Below are 18,373 nucleotides of genomic sequence, written 5' to 3'. Positions count from 1 at the left end.
TCATCTTTATTTGACGATTTTACTAGCTTTTTCATTTTAACTCTTTTTTGACACATTCGCAAAAGTGAGATGCACCCCCCAACCTGTTCAAATCAATGGCAATCAACCCTGATCTATTAGAAGCAAATTGGAAAAAATTCCGGGGAACCATTCTGCAAGGAGACTTACCGCGCACGCTTAAAGAAATGGTCGGCGTCGCTATTTCCCAATCAAATAATAGCGAGTACGCTCTCCAAGTTCACCTGCACGGATTGTCAGCCTTGGGGATGAGCGAAGAACTACTGCGAACCCTAGTTTCTGACTTTGCCAACTGCCCTTTGCCAAAACGCGATAAAGCCGTAATTACCTTTGGCTTGCTGGCTGCTACAAAACCCCTGGAAATGACAGAAACTGATTACCAAAACCTGCGCGATTTAGGGCTAGATGATTCTGAAATCTTTGAAATTATTGCGACAGCAGACTTGTTTAGCTTTGTCAACCGATATACTGATGCAATAGCCCTCGAAATAGATGCTTTGTAATCTATATTTTATACCCCTATTATGGGCGAGCGGCTAGAAGATCTAGATCGAGAAGAACTTCTGTTGACAGCCCGCCGTTTGTTAGCAGAAGCTCAAGCGCTTTCCATCCGCATTTCCGCCGTCAACGAAGTTGCCACTGCCATTAACCGCACCCTCGATCTGGGCCAGATTTTGCGGGTAGTAGGCAAGCAAGCCAAATGGTTGCTCGACTTTGAACACTGTAGCGTTTGCCTGCACAGCACTAACACTTGCATGACCTTATTTGGCCGACATATCCCTGTAGATATTGCAGCCCTCCCAGAGGGCGGCCCTATTCACAAGGCTTTCACAACACGTCAACCTCAATTAATTCAAGAAGCGGAGGCTACTGCTATTTTATCCCCCTACGCTTCGCAAATTATCATTCCTTTGGAAAGCGAAGGTAAGGTGTTAGGGACAATTAATTTTGCCACAACCAAGTCGCGGGCGTACACTCAAGAAGACTTGCGGATTGGCTATCTTTTGGCTTTGCAACTATCCTCAGCCATCCGCAATGCGGAACGTTTTAAAGAGATAAATAGGCTGTATTCCGAACTCGATGCCGAAAAGCACAAATCCGATCAGCTACTGTTGAATGTGCTCCCGGTTGAAATTGCTGAGGAACTCAAAAATAACGGCAAAGTGGAACCACTTTATTATGATAGCGTATCGGTTTTATTTACTGACTTTAAAGGCTTTACTCAGTTATCTGAAAACATGACGCCGCGAGAGTTAGTTGACGAACTAGACTATTGTTTTTCTTATTTCGATCGCGTGATGGATAAATACTCTATGGAAAAATTAAAAACTATTGGCGACAGCTATATGTGTGCGGCCGGAATTCCTACGCCTCGCCCAACACACGCCTTTGATGCTGTACTTGCTGCCCTAGAAATTCGACAGTTCATGGATTTGCGAAAATTGCAGAAAGCTCAACAAAATATCCCTTATTGGGATATCCGCATTGGCATTCATTCAGGCCCAATACTGGCTGGGGTAATTGGCCATAAAAAGTTTTCCTATGATGTCTGGGGAGATACAGTTAATACTGCATCTCGGATGGAATCTTCCGGCGTAGCTGGAAATATCAATATCTCTCACGACACGTTTGAATTAGTACGAGATTTTTTTGAATGCGACTACAGAGGAAAAATTTATGCTAAAAATAAGGGCGACTTGGATATGTATTTGGTTCGCTATCTTAAATAAATTTGGGACTGGCTAATTGCTAAGGGAAAATCGCTAAGCTGTCGCGCATTTAAATTGTAGATTGAGGGCGGGCTTTCTGGCCCACCCCCACAAGACTTTAATTTTTTTTGACATATCATTTAAATGCAGAACAGCTTAAGCGAGCCATACCATTTTAGATTTTAGATTTTAGATTTTAGATTTTGATTAGGACATGAGTGATTACTATCACGGTTTGGATCGCGGGTCTACAGTTGCCGTTTTTTTGACTATGAACTGAGAATATATAACTCGAAGTTTTTTTCAAAGTTCGGTATTGTATCGGATTGTCACCAAGCTATATTAAAATTATCGAGTTGTAGATTTTATTTTTTAATTATTTATGCGTATTTGGCAAGCCGATTTTTACCGCCGCCCTCTCCAAGACGAAACTGGCAAACCACTGTGGGAACTCTTAATTTGCGACTCGGAAGGCAGTTTTCAATTTAGCACTTTTTGCCGCCAGGGGGACGCAAATTCCACTTGGCTAGCTTCGCAGTTGCAGCAGCAAGCTCAAACTCAGAATTTGCCGGACTTAATTCAAGTATTTAGGCCTCAGTCTCTGGGCTTAATCGAAGCTGCGGGCAAAGTTTTGGGCGTCAAGGTGGAAGCGACTCGGCGCACTCCGACTCTGAAATTGCTGCTGCAACAACGCGCCAAAGAATATTTGAGTATGCCTAATTATACAGGTGAAACTTACAGCGCGATCGCCCTCGACTCGCCGCCGCCCGTACCCTTACCCGAAAACCTCTGGGGTGATGGCTGGCGTTTTGCTTCCCTACCCGCCGGCGACATTGAAGATGCTTTCCAAGGGCGTCCCCTGCCAATTTTGGAAATGCCAGAATTGCTGTTACCGCTGAATTTGGGCTTGGCATCAACAGTACCCGTACCGGGAGTTGTGATTGACGGTGGACGCCAGTCTATGCGGTTGGCTAGATGGCTTCAGGATGCCAAACCTTTTGCTTTGAATTTTATTGCTGGAGAACCAGACGGATTGATATTGGAAGCTGGGTTAGTAGATAGGTGGGTTGTGGCTACTTTTGAAGATAGCGAGGTGAAAGCGGCGGCCCAAATTTACCAACAGCGCAAGCAATTAAGTAAAGGATTACATTTTTTGTTAGTCCAGCCCGATGATAGTGGCATGACTTATACAGGCTTTTGGCTGTTAAATTTTGATCGATAAGATGTAAATAATATTATTTGTGATGTTGATAAATCGCGCGCCGAAAAATAGTAAAACAGCGCTCGAACGCAGTTTTAGCAGATACAGACTCAGACACAAATTTTCAAACAGGTTCTTGAGCTAGCAAGAGATCGTGCTGCAAATTTATTCTACAACTAAAATCAAGCCGTTTTGGATGCCCTGACAAACTCGGTTGATGTGACACTGGTCTTTTTCGTTCAGACCTTTCTGGGCTAGCATTGCTGATTTCAGCAGCCGTCTGTCAAGGGGGGTAATTTGACGAAAAGCAAAGATGCGCTGGACGATCGCCTCGATCGAGATTTTGGGGACGTTAGCAGAGCTGACTGTCATGGTCTTAACACGCTAAAAATAAGTAACAGAACTGTGTATCTTTATTTTTAAAGATTTTGTGAAGGTAATTTGTGATTAAGATCACATATATTTAGTGACAAAATGGTGTATGTGGGGTGACTGTTGTCACCAAATCTTTAATTATCTTTACGTCAACTTAACGATGGCCCGATAGAATCACTGTGGTAAAACTCAAGCAGAGGGTAAAAATGGCACAAGCGAAAATCGGAATTATCGGCGGCAGCGGTTTGTATAAAATGGAGGCCCTCAAGGATATTGAAGAGGTGAAAATTGATACACCTTTTGGAGCGCCATCGGATGCGGCAATTGTGGGAACATTGGACGGTACGCCAGTAGCATTTCTGGCTAGACACGGCCGCAACCACACTTTTTTGCCCTCAGAAGTGCCTTACCGAGCAAATATTTATGCCATGAAGAGTTTGGGAGTTGAGTATTTAATCTCAGCGTCGGCGGTTGGTTCCCTGAAAACAGAGGCGAAACCTTTAGATATGGTAGTGCCGGATCAGTTTATCGATCGCACAAAAAATCGAGTTTCTACCTTTTTTGGAGAAGGAATAGTCGGTCACATCACATTCGGCGATCCGGTTTGCGGCGAATTGGCTAAAGTATTGGCAAGTGCGATCGAATCCTTGAACCTCCCCGACGTTAACCTCCACCGGGGCGGCACTTACGTCTGCATGGAAGGCCCCGCATTTTCCACAAAAGCAGAATCAAACCTTTACCGCAGTTGGGATGCCACAGTCATTGGGATGACTAATTTGCCGGAAGCAAAATTAGCCAGAGAAGCTGAAATTGCCTACGCAACTTTAGCCTTAGTCACAGACTACGACTGCTGGCATACCGAACACGACAGCGTAACAGTAGAAATGGTAATAGCAAATTTGCACCGCAATGCAGAGAATGCTCAAAAAGTCATTCAAGAAACAGTCCGTAGACTAACAGAAAATCCCCCAGTATCTGATGCACATTCTGCTTTGAAATATGCAATTCTGACTCGGCTGGATCAAGTGCCGACCGCCACTAAGGAGAAAATGGGTTTGTTGTTGCAGAAATATTTGTAAAACGAACCGCGAAGACGCAAAAAGCGCGAAGGAAAAACTGCATCCCTTCTTTCTCTTCCTTCGCGTCCTTAGCGTCTTCGCGGTTCATTTAATCTTACGACCTATTAGTTATCCTATAGTTTACAATTATTTATTAACGATTAATTTATCAACTGCTTGAATGCCTCATGTCCGCGAATCTTCTCCAAATCAGCTTCACTTTTTGCCAACTCTTTACACACATTCGGATTGAGATTGAGGGCGCGCTTTAAATTTTCAATGGCTAATTCAATTTTACCTTGTAGGGCATAACATCGGGCTTTGTTGTACCAAATTCTGTAAAAGTCAGGCCGGATTTTAGCAGCATTGTCGTAGGAAGCGATCGCAGCTTCGTATTTTTGCAATTTGGAGAGTGCAACGCCTCGATTGTTCCAAGCGTCAGTATAATCATTTTTAATTTGTAGAGCTTGATTGTAAGAAATTACGGCTTGTTCGTACTCCTGCATTTTGGAAAACTAATAACTCAGGCGCTCGAATTAACTCTATTAATTGTTCATATCCCATTCCTAATACCCTTTTTGTGTGCTGGTTTTTTTTCCAGGGACTATCGCAGATTACTCATTTATATAAAAAAAACATTGAATCATCTTTTGTTTATTTCAGTATTTTTTAGCTGGACAATAAACTTTTTGTTTTTCTAAATTATTAATTGTTTTATCGGAGTTCCGTTTTTGTAATATCTGAAAAACCACTATTATTTCCATATCCATATTTTTAAATTATGGTGGCATTGGCACCTACCTGCACTATCCCGTAAACACCTACTTGAGTCCTTAATTTGAGAAGGTGCATCTTACTTTATTACTGAGATTGCAAGTGGTGTTTGCTGTTGATTTATCAATGATAAGATATCAAACAACTCTGTCTAAACAATCTTAAATATCTCCGCGATCGCCTCCTAACTCCGCCGCGGTCGATATTAATAAAAATATTGACCGCCTCGAAAATATATGGTACAATAAAGTAGCATTTATCCTTTGAATTGTGATGATTTTTGCGGCCGTCGTTCAGCAGCGACTAATGGCAGTCAGTTCAGGTGCACAATACTTTCCCTAGAAACGGGCGAGTGCAACTGATTTTCATCCCGCCGTCATCTCAAACTGAAAATATTTAGAAGTGAGAAACAGATGCAAGACGCCACTAAAGAAGCACTCTATTCAACTTTTCCGCGTTCAGTATTATCAGTCAGCCGCGACGAATTTGGCAACAAAGAAGACAACCCAGATGCCAAAGATTTACCGCTGAAGATGAACCTTAAAGAGGGAAAGCTACCGCTAGATTTGCAAGGTCACGTATTCATTGTTGCACCAGTGGGTTCGATAGATTCGCCCGACGCTCAAGGTCATCCGACTAACTCCACAGTTTACCCGTCTTCAGACGGTACAACCCCGCTTTATAACGGCGACGGCATGATTTACCGTCTCGATTTTGACAACTTGCAAGCGGGAGCATTTCTTGCGGTAAGACAGGTAAAACCCCCTTGTTACTATGCAGATGCAGCTACCGACAAGTGTGATAAATATCAGGATTTGAAATTTAAAAATTACGGCATTACCCGCATATCCAGGTCACTGGGTGTCAGGAATCAGCTCAATACAGCATTTGTGCCCTTGAAATTTTCTCAAGATGAGAGCGAACGGTTGCTGGCTACTTGGGATGTAGGTCGCCCTTACGAAATTGATCCGAAAACCCTGGAAACAGTTACCCCAGTGGGCAGCAGTGACGAGTGGAAAGAAGTTACTAAAATTGGCTTGCCTGGAAAGCCGCCAACTCCCTTTAAAATCATACAAACTTCAGCTCATCCCTGCTTTGACCCTTATACACGGGAAATGTTTACGGTCAATATCGGGCGATCTATCTCAAATGTTTTCTCGCAATTGATTCCCCTAGCTTATATCTTCAAAGAAATTTGGGATTGGATTATGCACGGGTTGCAAAAAATATTTAATATAAAGAAAAGGAACTTTGTTGCCTTACCAGAACTAGAGGAAAAGCCCCTATCTGTCAGCAAGAAACTCTCCACTGGCGTCGAGAGTTTTTGGAAATTTTTGCGAGGCTCAGTCGGAATCTTTACAGATAATTTTGTATATCTCCTGCGCTGGGACGGTTCAGGAAGTCTGCAAAAGTGGAAAGTGCAGCACAACGGTTTTTCGATTAAAATTAAGCAAAGTATCCATCAAATGGCAGTGACAGAAGATTATATTGTGCTGCTGGATACGGCGTTTAAAGTTTCTGTAGAAGAACTACTGCCAACACTTACTAACAAAAAGTATCAGCGCTTTGAAAAGTTTTTCAGGAATTTTCTGGATCGCCCGCAATTAAGCGACAACTCTTTCTACATCATCCGCCGCAGCGATCTCAAGCTAGAAAAAAATCATGTCTGTGCCAAGAAAGTGAGAATTGCCGGCGAAGCCGCACACTTTCTTGCAGACTATAAAAACCCTAACGATTTAATTACCCTGCACCTGTCTCATGTTTGTGCGTGGGATGCGGCAGAATATCTTTCCGAGTTCGACTTTGACAACAATAAAAGCCCTAATTTAGAAGCCAACAATTTGCGGCCTCTTTACGGAGCGATCGCAGGCCCGATGGACATCAGCAAGTTTGGATGTCACGTTGTTAACGGCAAAACCGGAGAGTTAGTCACAAAACATCAAGATGTCATAATGGATGAAAATTCTACTTGGGGGCCGGCTATCGGCACATATCAAAATTACCCGCTGCCCGATCGCTTAGAAGACATTTACTGGATTTGTTTGGGATGCTGGGAAGACCTCAAAACCCAACACATGGAACACTTGTACAAAAACTACAAGTACCGAGAATTAAGTTTACAATCAATAAACGACATTACCAAACAGGGAAGACCATCTAATTTATTGCGGCTACATATCGATTCTCAAGAAAACGTTAAGGTAGGCGGAAATCGCCTGAGTATCCCAGATATTTATTCCTTTCCCGACGGTTACTGGGTAATGTCGCCGCAATTCGTACCGCGCAGCGACAGCGGAATTTCAACAGACGGTTACATCGTCTGCCTGGTTCACTACGGCGACGGCAGCGACGAAACCAACGGCAATGAATTTTGGATTTTTGATGCTGCTAACTTGAAAAGCGGGCCTGTTTGCAAGCTCTGGCATCCTCAATTTAACGTAGCTTTCACCATCCACACAACCTGGCTGCAAAAAGTGGAAAAGCGCACAGCAAGCTACTGCATTGACCCGCGGGAAGATTACAATAAGATCGTGCAGCAGCAGTCCCCACTTATTCAGGATTTATTTAACAAATGGGTGTATACCAAAAAGGAACCAAAGGGGGAGGCTGACTGCTAATTAAGTTAGTCAAAATCGGAAGCATCCCGATTTTGTAAACAGTCGTTTTTTATGCAGTGGCAGCGATCGAGTTCCCACTGCAGTGATATATGAGCAATAATGGCAAGATAGGGTCGCAACTGCTGCACACAAAGCGCAAAAGCTCAAAACGGACAATTTAAACTATGCTTGGCATTCCTGGATATCAGATTTTCGCCCAAATCTATGAAAGCGCAAATTCCTTCGTTTATCGCGGAATTCGCGATCGCGATTCGCTACGTGACGGCTACGCCGAACCCCTACCGATCATCCTCAAGCTGCTGAAAGAAGAATTGCCAACGCCAGCACAACTGCTGAGATACCAGCAGGAATACCAAATTAGTCAAACTCTGAATTTCTCAGGCGTTGTTAAAGCTTACAGCTTAGAAAAATATCATAATTCTCTTGCCATCGTCTTCGAGGATGATGGCGCTGAATCTTTAAGTTTATGGCGGAAGCAACGTCAGATAACCTTAGCGGAATTTCTCCCCATCGCTATCAAAACTGTCGAGATTTTAGGTCAGATTCACAGCGCTAATATTATCCACAAAGACATTAACCCATCTAATATAATTATCAACCCCAAAACCGGGGAAGTCAAAATTATTGACTTCGGCATTTCGACAGTCTTGTCTATAGAAAATCCTACCCTAAAAAGTCCCAACGTTTTAGAGGGCACTTTAGCTTATATCGCACCAGAACAAACCGGGAGAATGAATCGCGCGATCGATTACCGCGCTGATTTTTATTCCCTGGGCGCAACTTTTTACGAACTGCTAACCAATCAACTGCCTTTTGAAGGTAATGAGGCGATCGAATTAGTACACTGTCACATCGCTAAACAACCCATTCCCCCCCAAGAACTCAATCCAAAGATTCCTAAACCTGTTTCAGATATCGTAATGAAGCTGTTAGCAAAAACAGCAGAAGAGCGATATCAAAGCGCTTGGGGAATTCAAGCAGATTTAGAGTTATGTCTCACTCAACTGCAAACTCAAGGCAAGATAGAAGACTTTCCTATTGGTGAGCACGATATTTCAGATAAGTTTCAAATTTCTCAAAAACTTTACGGCCGAGAAACAGAAATAGAAAGCCTGCTGGCGGCATTTGAGCGAGTTGCAGGTAGCTTGCAGGAAGAAGCAGAAAGTCTAACCTCAGAAACTCAGCCATCCCCCAACAGCCGACCACATTCCGAAATGATGTTAGTATTCGGATATTCCGGCATTGGCAAATCAGCATTAGTTCAAGAAATTTACAAACCCATTACCCGAAAAAAAGGTTATTTCATCGCCGGAAAATTTGACCAGTTTCAGCGAAATATTCCTTACAGCGCCGTCATTAAAGCTTTTCAAGAATTAGTGCGGCAGTTGCTCGCAGAAACAGACGCCAAACTCCAACAGTGGCGCGAAAAAATATTAACAGCAGTTGGAGTTAACGGTCAAGTCGTTATTGATGTAATTCCCGAATTAGAATTGATAGTTGGCAAGCAGCCAGAATTATCCGAACTTCCTCCCGCTGAATCGCAAAATCGGTTTAATTTAGTCTTGCATAACTTCATCCGCGTATTTTGCAAGCCAGAACATCCCTTAGTCATGTTTCTCGACGATTTGCAGTGGGCCGACTTGGCAACTTTGCAGATGCTTCAATTGATAATCACCGACCCAGATATGCAATATCTGTTTCTGATTGGGGCTTATAGGGATAACGAAGTCAGTGCAGCCCATCCGCTGATGTTAACAATTAATGAGATTCAGAAAACAAGATGCGTTATTAATTCAATTTCCCTCTTACCTTTAAAGTTAAATGATGTCAATTATTTAATTGCCGATACTCTTAAATGCGACCTGGAAAAATCCCTGCCCTTAGCAGAGTTAGTCCTGCAAAAGACTCAAGGCAATCCCTTTTTTATTAACGAGTTTCTCAAATCACTTTATGCTGAGAAATTGTTGAAATTTGGAGCAACCTCTCCGAAGATTGGGGGGGCAAAGGGAGGCTGGCAGTGGGATTTAGAGCAAATTCAAGCCAAGGGAATTACTGACAATGTAGTCGAACTGATGGCAGGAAAGATTCAAAAACTGTCCCAGGTCACACAGCAACTATTAAAATTTGCTGCTTGCATTGGCAATCAATTTGACGTAAAAACGTTGGCGATTGTCAGTGAAAATTCAGTAAAAACAACTAACGAGAAACTTTTGGAAGCAGTTAGAGAAACTTTAATTATTCCCGTGGGAAATGATTACAAATTTCTCGAATTAGAGCCAAGTTCAGAAAATTTAACTGTTTATTACAAATTTTTGCACGATCGCGTCCAGCAAGCCGCCTATTCTCTAATTCCCGAACCAGAAAAGCAAGTTGTCCGCTACCGAGTCGGACAACTTTTGTTGGACAATACCCCGCCGGAACAGCGACAACAGAAAATATTTGATATCGTCAATCACCTCAACTTTGGCAGCGAATTAATAGCCGCACAGCCACAGCGCAATGAACTGGCAGCACTCAACCTTTTAGCAGGAAAAAAAGCCAAAGTTTCCGCTGCTTATAAATCAGCACTGGATTACTTCGCGGCGGGCAGGCAATTATTAAGTGCAGACAGTTGGCAAACCCAATACGACTTAACGCTGAATCTCTACGAAGAAGCAGCAGAAGCCGCTTACATCAGTACCGATTTCGAGCAGATGGAGGAATTAGCAACTCCCGTGCTGCAACAAGCAAAAACAGTTTTAGACAAAGTAAAAGTTTATCAAGCAATAATTCTCGCTCAGTTAGCACAAAGCCAGTTCCGGCAAGCAGTAGACACAGCTTTATCAGTTCTAGAACTGTTAGATATACATTTTCCCAAACAGCCCAATCCGACAGATATTCAGGCGGCGCTGCAAGCAACTCAGGCAGCGCTAACAGGCAGAGAAATCGAAGATTTAATCGATTTGCCACCAATGACAGCACCGGACAAATTAGCAGCAATGCAGGTGATATCAAGCACCTTTGCTGCTGTCTATTTTTCCTGTCCAGAACTCCTGCCACTGTTTATTTTTAAACAGGTAAATTTATCGCTAGAATACGGCAATGCTCCCTATTCTTTGCCAGCTTATGCTAATTGCGGACTGCTTTTGAGCGCGATTTTCAACGACATTGAATCTGGTTACAGATTTGGCGAACTGGCTTTAAATTTGCTGGATCGGACTAACTCCAGCGAAGTCAAAGCAGAAACACTTCACATTGTGAATGGTTTTGTCAAACATTGCAAAGAATCGGTCAGGAAAACTTTAAAACTGTCGCAGGATGCTTGCGCGATCGGCTTGGAAACGGGAGATATAGAATATGCCTGTCACGCTGCCAGTATGTATGCCTTGCACGCATATTTCATCGGCAAAGAACTAACAGAATTTGAACGAGAACTAGCTGCCTACAGCGACATGATGCGCCAACTAAAGCAAGAAGCCGATTTGAATTTTAATGAAATCTATCGGCAGGCTGTTCTCAATTTAATTGAGCCGTCTGAAACTCCCTGTAAATTAATCGGTGAAGCTTATAACGAAGACATCCAGTTGCCGATGATGCTGCAAGCCAACAATCGCAGTGCGGTTTACATTATTTACTTGCAAAAAACCATTCTCTGCTATCTTTTTGGAGAATTTGCTGAAGCTGTAAAATATGCTGACTTAGCAGCAAAAGACTTAGCCGGAGTAGTTGGTTCGCTTCTCGCTCCTCTGTTTTATTTCTACGATTCTCTCGTGCGGCTTGCGGTTTACTTTGATGTCAGCCAGAGCGATCGCGAACAAATTTTAGAACAAGTAACCTTCAATCTGGATAAACTGAAAGTATTGGCAACTCACGCACCGATGAATTACTTGCAGAAAGTAGAACTAATAGAAGCAGAATTGTGCCGCATTAAAGGGGAAAACTTTGAAGCAATGGACTGGTACGATCGCGCGATCGCCACTGATCAAGAAAACGAATATCTTAATGAAGAAGCCCTCTCCTACGAACTAGCTGCTAAGTTTTACATATCTAAAAATAAAACTCTGATTGCTAAAACATACTTGCAAAAAGCTCGCTATTGCTATCTCCGCTGGGGTGCATCGGCCAAAGTTAAAGACTTAGATACCCGCTATCCGCAGCTATTGCTGAGACAAACATCAACAGGTACAAACCTTTCTGCCATAACCACATCCCTTCCGCCAACCTCGACAGGCAGCAGCAGCTCGTTTATGCTGGATTTTACCACAGTAATCAAAGCATCGCAAGCAATATCCGGCGAAGTAGTATTAGCATCGTTACTGTCAAACTTAATTAAACTTACAATTGAAAATGCCGGAGCTCAAAAAGGTTTTCTCATCTTGCTAAACAGCAGGGGCGAACTCAGAATTGAAGCGGCAGGAGACGTTGACGGTTCCGTCCAAGTCCTGCAATCTCTTGCTGTTAATAACAGTCTGAATCTCCCGACATCTATTATCAATTATGTCGCAAGAACTCAGTCAGATGTAGTTTTAAACGATGCCGTCCGCGAAGGAACCTTTACCGCAGAGCCTTATATTGCAATTAATCAACCCAAATCAGTCTTGTGCGCCCCCATCATCAATCAAGGCAAACTCATCGGCATTTTGTATCTAGAAAACAATCTCGCAACTGGCGCTTTTACAGCAGACAGATTAGCAGTATTGAGCATAATTTCTGCCCAAGCTGCTATTTCCCTAGAAAATGCCCAACTTTATCAAACCCTAGAACAAAAAGTAGAAGATCGCACCGCACAATTAGCCCAAGCTAATAAAGAAATATTGGTTTTGAACGAACGGCTAAAAGTAGAAAACCTTCGCATGAGTGCCGAACTAGACGTAACCCGCCGCCTGCAACAAATGATTTTGCCTAAACAGCAGGAATTAGAGTCCATAGAAGGGCTAGAAATAGCTGGATTCATGGAACCTGCTGATGAAGTTGGCGGTGACTACTACGACGTACTAAATCACGGGGGTAAAGCCACCATTGGCATCGGCGACGTGACGGGACACGGTTTAGAAAGTGGCGTGTTAATGATTATGGCGCAAACAGCAATTCGCACTTTGCTAGTTCACAAGGAAACCGACCCCGTTAAATTATTACAGACAGTCAACCAAACGCTTTTTGACAACGTAGAGCGCATGGATTCCGGTAAAAATATGAGCCTTTCTTTGCTAGAATATCGGGACAACACCCTGCATTTGAGCGGACAGCACGAAGAGGTGATTGTCGTGCGTGACGGCGGCGAAGTAGAGCGGATTGATACCATCGAGTTAGGATTTCCCATCGCCTTGGAAGCAGATATTGCCGATTTCATTGCTTCTACTGAAATACAGTTGAATTCGGGGGATGTTGTCATACTCTACACAGATGGAATTACCGAAGCTTTTGATATGAATAAAAATCAATACGGTATCGAGCCATTGATTGAAGTTGTTGTCCTTAACAGGGAACTGTCAGCAGCAGAAATTAAGCAAGCTGTGATTGACGACGTGCGGCGATACATCGGGGAACAAAAAGTATTTGATGACATTACTTTGGTTGTAATCAAACAGAAGTAATATCATTTCCGGTAACACCGGAATGATGTTGACTGTTGACTGTTGACTGTTGACTGTTGACAGTGAACAGTCAACTCGAATTTACTATTCCGATGCTAACGGATTTGCTATAAGTAGGTAGGCACAAATAAACCTTGCTGTATAACCGAATGTACAACTGCCCGAACAGAAAGCCAATAGCTTCGTTTCACTCGCTTTTGACCACTTAAAGGAGATTCCCGGTTTATGAAGCAATACGGTTCAGTTAAGCCCGATCCCCCCTAGCCCCCCTTAAGAAGGGGGGGACAAGAACTTACTCAAAGTCCCCCTTCTTAAGGGGGATTTAGGGGGATCTCCGGGGAAGAAACAGTTTTAACTGAACCGTATTGCTGTATGTATTTTCCCACTCATTTCCTTAGTTCCGCTCAATTAATCAACTGCTTGAATGCGTCGTGTTCGCGAATCTTCTCCAAATCAGCTTCACTTTTTGCCAACTCTTTACACACATTCGGATTGAGATTGAGGGCGCGCTTTAAATTTTCAATGGCTAATTCAATTTTACCTTGTAGGGCATAACATCGGGCTTTGTTGTACCAAATTCTGTAAAAGTCAGGCCGGATTTTAGCAGCATTGTCGTAGGAAGCGATCGCAGCTTCGTATTTTTGCAATTTGGAGAGTGCAACGCCTCGATTGTTCCAAGCGTCAGTATAATCATTTTTAATTTGTAGGGCTTGATTGTAAGAAATTACTGCTTGCTCGTACTCCTGCATTTTGGAAAATGCAACGCCTCGGTTGTTCCAAGCATCGGCATAATCGGGTTTGGCTTGAATTGCTTGTTCGTAACAGCCGATCGCCTCCTGGTACTTCTGCAACTCCAACAATACCACGCCTCGATTGTTCCAAGCATCGGGATAATTCGGACGAATTGTAGTAGCTTGTTCGTAAGAAGCGATCGCCTCTGGATACCGCTGCATTCTCGTCAGCACTACTCCTCGGTTATTCCAAGTATCGGCTAAATCCGGCTGAATTTTCAGGGCCTGATCGTAAGCCGCGATCGCATCTTGATAACGGTTTTCAAAGAAACAAGCATCTCCCTGTTTAGCATAGTCGCCGGCAGTCAATAACTTTTGGTAATTGCCATAGTTAACAGGAGCAAATTCTTGAATTTGGGCATCGGGGAATAAAAGGTCTGTTTCTGCCTCTGCCGGGTGACTTTGGTGTTGAATTTCGCCTAAGATAGTTTCAGCGTCGGAAATTAATAGTTTTAATTGAGAGATTGTATCGTAATGGAGACTTTCAATTTCTTGGCGAGCAATTGTTGTCTGCTTGGACAATTTGCTCAACAGAAACCAAACCCCGACTCCGGCTGCTGTCGGAAACAAAGTTAGGGCAATTACCAGCCCGTTAAGCAGTACCGCCGTGCGCCCGAAAGCAATGTCAACTTCTTCTTGAACTCGATCGCGAATTTCTTCTTTAAGTTGCTGCTGTGAGAATTCCTGCTGAACCAACAGTGCCACCCTCGGTTCAGAGGCAGAAACGCTACTGGCGCAGACTAGAATAGTCAAAAGGGCGATCGGGCTAATACTTTTTCTAAAGATACTTGACAAACGCATTGCCTTAGTGATACGCACCTGAGTTGCGATTTCCATGTGTCAAGAGATGCTGATAACGATGATCCCAGACTAGCCCATTTGTTCACAAACTATTAAATACAGGATATCTGTTGTGCAGTCCCCTCCGATCAAATTGCTGACGCAAGAATTGCTAGACGAAGTTGCCGCTTCCTCCCGCCGCAGTCCCCGCCAGCGACAAAACTACAATTTCCATGATTTGTCTGAAAAAGTCCAACGGTTTGTCAACGTGCTGCAACCGGGTACTTACGTCCGCCCTCACCAACACCTGCGCCCGCCTGCTGTTAACGGTTTTGAGTTTTTTGTGGTGATTCAAGGAGAAGTCGGTATTGTTATTTTGAACGAAAACGGTCAAATCCTGCAATCCTTGCGAGTCAGCGCGGCCGGCCCGACTCGCGCTGTCGAACTGCCAGAGGGCACTATTCACACGTTAGTAGCTTTGACACAGGATACTGTGATTTTGGAGTTTAAGGAAGGGCCTTACGACGTGGGGGCTGATAAAGACTTTTTGGCAAGTTTTCCTGCTGAGGGAACTGCAGCGGCGCGAGAATTAGTCCTGATTTGGGAAGCGGAATTTAACAGTTGACTGTTGAGTGTTGAGTGTTGAGTGTTGAGTGTTGACTGTTGACTGTTGACTGTTAAAAATCTAAAATCTAAAATCTAAAATCTAAAATCTAAAATCGATCGGCTGATTACTAATTACTGATAAATCTAATTGTCGTCATCCGATTGTATAAATCCGGGGCGATGCGAATGATTTTTCTCAGAAGTTCATCCGTCACCCAAAAGACGAGGGGAAACGAAAATTTTTTGCTGAATTCGCTGCATAATAGGTTGGTAGAAACGAGCAATCGATCGATCGCCTCCACTGATTCCAAACCGATGAGCATTAAAGCTGGAGGCTGTTCCCCGTCTATTTCCGCTGCGATTGTCGTGTAGAGAGTTGTCGCCGATTTGGGCAAAAACAGTTGCCGCGGTTTCACGGGACAATTTACTTGCAGTCGATCGACTATTTCCTGCCGCAAAGCCAGCGAGTTGCAGTTGACTAAAACGAAAGAAAAGTAACCTTGGGAAAGACGCAGCGCCCGAATTAAAGTTGAGAACGACCGCTCGTTATATTTAGCTGAGTCGTACTTAGCTGCATCGTCTTTAGCTGTATTTTCTGAGCTTTGCTCGATCAACATAAATTGCATATTTTTTATCTAGTTTTAGAGATTTTCTAGATTAAATGATGTTTCTAAAGAAAATGTGAAGATCGGAAATTTATTTTTCCTTGAAAAACATTTCGGTAACTATACCACGGTTTTAAGTTAATATCAATAGTCCGATCGAAATAGTCCGATCGACAGATTTGGCTTGAACGACTCAAAAAGCACCGGCGACGGCACAACACAATTATAGCCACGGCAGAACGAAGAAGCATATTTCGCAAGGGTTTCAGCAATTAATAACGTTCTAAATATCTGGCACAATTGCTAGATAAAATGTAATTAAAAATACCAAAAAATCACCCGAAATTCTCAGCCAGCGGCAAAGTAAACCAAAAACTTGCCCCAGCACCGGGAGTGCTAATTACCCCAATTTGGCCACCGTGAGCACCAATAATTTGCCGACAAAGATATAGACCCAAACCCAAACCAACCGAGTGTCGGGATTGATCACCCCTAACGTAAAGGTCAAAAAGATGTTCGCACTGTTCCGGCAATATTCCCGCCCCGTCATCTTCCACGGTACAGTAAATCATCCTACTTCCGGGATTGGGGATTGGTGATTGGGGATTGGTAATGGGGGATTGTGGATTGGTAATCGGTAATTTGTCGATGTTTTGTTTTGCTGTGCTTTGATTTATAGTTAATTTTTCCGCATTGATTACTTGAGCCGAAACTGTTAAATTAAGTCCCGGAAAATTGTGTTTCAAAGCATTAGCAATTAAATTAGAGAAAACACGCCACAACTGAGTTTTGTCAGCATTCACGGCTGGCAAATCATCCGGTACCAAATTTTTAAAAGTAGCTTTACCCTCCTTCATTAAAGGCTCTAAATCTGTCGCAGCAGCTTCAACTATCGCCCTCAAATCAACCGATTCGCAGTGCAAAACCAAACCGCGCAATTCCCCAGCGTGAACTTCCAACAGCGAATTTATCAAGCGCAATTGCTGTTCGCTACCTTGAATCATCCGCTCCAAAATAGAACGGGGAATTGCGATCGAATCCCCGGTTTTCGTTTGCCAATTTTTCAGCACCATTAACATTCCCGCTACCGGGTTTCGCAAGTCGTGAGAAAGAGCGTGGATAAACAGCCGCAGCGATTCTTGTGCCTGTTTGCGCTGCGTGATATCCTCAATTAAACCCTCATAATAAAGCACGGCGCCGCTGCTGTCCCGTACCGCCCGCGCCTTCTCAGAAATCCAGACAATACTGCCGTCTGAGCGGTAAATTTTAGATTCAAAATCCGATACAGTGCCGCTTTCCTCGATCGATCGCAAAAACTCATTCCTGCGAGCCGGATCGACGTACAACTGCCGCTCGATATCAGTAAACTTTGCCGTCACTTCTTCCGGGGAATCGCAGCCGTAAATCCGCGCCAAAGCTGGATTTGCAGTAATATAACGGCCATCGGGAGTGCTTTGAAAAATCCCCTCGCCCGCATTCTCAAAAATGCTGCGGTACTTCGCCTCCGCCGCCTCCAACTGCTCGTAAGCAGATTCCAACTCACGCCTGGTACTAAACTCTTTCCGTTGCAGACATTCGTACCAATAAACCGACAAATCGCAAATCAAACAAAACCAAAACAAATATAAGTACAACCCGGTCAACTTAAAAGGAGTATACTTAGCAAAACTTAGATTTAAAACCAAATTTATCCCGACGTGGCAAAACAAAACGCCGAGTTGAGAAATCAGGTGGAGGCGCCAGCGGACGGGCATCAGCGTAGCTTGGATCAGAAACGCTAAACTCCAGGTAAAAACTGGTAATTCCCCGGCTTGTGCTACAGCTAGCCCAAGCTGTACAACCACCGTCAGCGACCACGAAAAACCCAAAAATAGCAAACCGGGATAGCGCTGTCCGAAGGAGGTTTTTTGCAACACAAAACAGGTCAACAAACCCAATTCTACAGCAGCGCTAGTGTACAAATAAACACTTTTAAACTCCTGGCGTGCGAAAAATCTTTCGCCCAGAAAATAGACCGTTATTGTCAAGGCAAAAAAGATGGCAATTCCGACAGCAGGGCGCAGCCGATCTCGGAGGAAGCGATCGCGCCACACCTCGTAAACCGTTAACGCCTGAACTGATTTTGCATTGCCCAAATAGTTCATACCATTTTAGATTTTAGATTATATCAATTCCGGTTGCACCGGAATGACTGTTGACTGTTGACTGTTGACTGTTGACTGTTGACTGTTGACTGTTGACTGTTGACTGTTGACTGTTGACTGT

At 43.5% G+C, this 18,373-nt stretch carries 12 protein-coding genes; 7 read left to right on the top strand and 5 right to left on the bottom strand.

The features are described 5' to 3' along the window. The first annotated feature begins 95 nt into the window (after positions 1–95). The 3 genes from QUA83_RS27770 (at position 96) to QUA83_RS27760 (ending at position 2,949) form a co-directional block, all read left to right on the top strand. Complete coding sequence (locus tag QUA83_RS27770; protein WP_333297242.1) at positions 96–521, top strand: carboxymuconolactone decarboxylase family protein; 426 nt, start codon at positions 96–98, stop codon at positions 519–521. A 21-nt stretch (positions 522–542) separates the two neighbouring features. After that, positions 543–1,748: an adenylate/guanylate cyclase domain-containing protein gene (locus QUA83_RS27765; RefSeq protein WP_333297239.1), complete on the top strand. Its 1,206-nt coding sequence runs from the start codon at positions 543–545 to the stop codon at positions 1,746–1,748. Between the two features lie 361 nt (positions 1,749–2,109). Then, positions 2,110–2,949, top strand: a complete 840-nt coding sequence (locus QUA83_RS27760) for a Tab2/Atab2 family RNA-binding protein (protein WP_333297236.1) — start codon at positions 2,110–2,112, stop codon at positions 2,947–2,949. A gap of 144 nt (positions 2,950–3,093) precedes the next feature. Here the strand turns inward: QUA83_RS27760 and QUA83_RS27755 are convergent, their stop codons facing one another. Further along, positions 3,094–3,300 carry a hypothetical protein gene (locus tag QUA83_RS27755; protein WP_333297234.1) on the bottom strand — a complete coding sequence of 69 codons (207 nt, stop codon included), beginning with the start codon at positions 3,298–3,300 and terminating at the stop codon, positions 3,094–3,096. 209 nt (positions 3,301–3,509) lie between these two features. Between QUA83_RS27755 and QUA83_RS27750 the strand changes: the two genes are divergently transcribed. After that, the gene (locus tag QUA83_RS27750) at positions 3,510–4,382 is read left to right on the top strand and encodes an S-methyl-5'-thioadenosine phosphorylase (protein WP_333297232.1); all 873 of its coding nucleotides are present in this window, start codon (positions 3,510–3,512) and stop codon (positions 4,380–4,382) included. A 140-nt stretch (positions 4,383–4,522) separates the two neighbouring features. Here the strand turns inward: QUA83_RS27750 and QUA83_RS27745 are convergent, their stop codons facing one another. Further along, positions 4,523–4,867, bottom strand: coding sequence for a TPR end-of-group domain-containing protein (locus QUA83_RS27745; protein ID WP_333297231.1), 345 nt, complete (start codon positions 4,865–4,867; stop codon positions 4,523–4,525). A gap of 681 nt (positions 4,868–5,548) precedes the next feature. On the opposite strand from QUA83_RS27745, the gene QUA83_RS27740 reads away from it, so the two are divergent. Further along, positions 5,549–7,753 (top strand): carotenoid oxygenase family protein, encoded by a 2,205-nt coding sequence (locus QUA83_RS27740; RefSeq protein WP_333297229.1) that lies wholly within the window; start codon positions 5,549–5,551, stop codon positions 7,751–7,753. Between the two features lie 164 nt (positions 7,754–7,917). After that, on the top strand, positions 7,918–13,326 hold the full coding sequence (locus QUA83_RS27735; RefSeq protein ID WP_333297228.1) for an AAA family ATPase: 5,409 nt from the start codon (positions 7,918–7,920) through the stop codon (positions 13,324–13,326). A gap of 404 nt (positions 13,327–13,730) precedes the next feature. Here QUA83_RS27735 and QUA83_RS27730 read toward each other — a convergent pair whose 3' ends face one another. Next, entirely contained in the window at positions 13,731–14,936 is a 1,206-nt protein-coding gene (locus QUA83_RS27730; RefSeq protein ID WP_333297226.1) for a tetratricopeptide repeat protein, read from the bottom strand. A gap of 94 nt (positions 14,937–15,030) precedes the next feature. On the opposite strand from QUA83_RS27730, the gene QUA83_RS27725 reads away from it, so the two are divergent. Further along, positions 15,031–15,522 carry a WbuC family cupin fold metalloprotein gene (locus QUA83_RS27725; RefSeq protein WP_333297224.1) on the top strand — a complete coding sequence of 164 codons (492 nt, stop codon included), beginning with the start codon at positions 15,031–15,033 and terminating at the stop codon, positions 15,520–15,522. Positions 15,523–15,631: 109 nt separating this feature from the next. On the opposite strand, the gene QUA83_RS27720 is transcribed toward QUA83_RS27725, so the two are convergent. Then, positions 15,632–16,129, bottom strand: coding sequence for a hypothetical protein (locus tag QUA83_RS27720; RefSeq protein WP_333297223.1), 498 nt, complete (start codon positions 16,127–16,129; stop codon positions 15,632–15,634). 314 nt (positions 16,130–16,443) lie between these two features. Then, positions 16,444–18,252, bottom strand: a complete 1,809-nt coding sequence (locus tag QUA83_RS27715; RefSeq protein WP_333297222.1) for a PAS domain-containing sensor histidine kinase — start codon at positions 18,250–18,252, stop codon at positions 16,444–16,446. Positions 18,253–18,373: the final 121 nt, after the last annotated feature.

The organism is Microcoleus sp. K1-B1, assembly GCF_036704705.1.
Lineage (GTDB): Bacteria > Cyanobacteriota > Cyanobacteriia > Cyanobacteriales > Microcoleaceae > Microcoleus.
The sequence above is the reverse complement of the archived record's forward strand: the minus strand, read 5'-3'. Positions and strand labels throughout refer to the sequence as shown.